General features: G+C 74.5%; 1 protein-coding gene. It reads left to right on the top strand.

The window, feature by feature from the left end; translation table 11 throughout:
* Positions 1-125: 125 nt before the first annotated feature.
* Positions 126-556: hypothetical protein (locus tag ACU8YC_RS25925; RefSeq protein WP_446896102.1), on the top strand; the 431-nt coding region annotated here is incomplete at its 3' end.

Below are 556 nucleotides of genomic sequence, written 5' to 3' on the forward strand. Positions count from 1 at the left end.
CGGCGGAGCCCGCGCGGCCAGTGCCGCCCAACATGGCCCCCGGGATCCCGGGACGGCCATTCGTGCCGCCGGGCCAGGCGCCCGCTCCCGGACAGGCCCCGCCGCCCGGCGCACCGCAGCCCGGGATGGCGCCGGGCCAGCCGCCCGCGGGCGGTCCGGGCGGTCCGACCGACCCGAGCGCCTTCAACCGGCCGGGACAGCCGGGCTACGTGCCCGGCGGCTTCCGCCAGAACGACGCCGTGCGCGACTTCGAGCAGGTCCGCACCGACCGCCGCGAGTTCCGGGAGGACGGCCGGACCTATTACCGGGAGCCGGGCCGCATCATCGTGCAGGACCGCGACGGCTACCTGATCCGACACGACGAGAACGAGCGCCTCCGCACCCTGGACCCGCGCGGCTACAGGTTCGAGCGGCGGGGCGCCGACTTCTACAGCTACGTCGACCGGCCCGGCGGCGAGCAGATCGTCACCGTCACGAACGACGACGGGCGGATGCTGCGCCGCTACCTCCGCTATCGCCACGGTCGCGAGCTCATCCTGATCGATAACAGCTATGC

The organism is Citrobacter sp. VF227, from assembly GCF_052950715.1.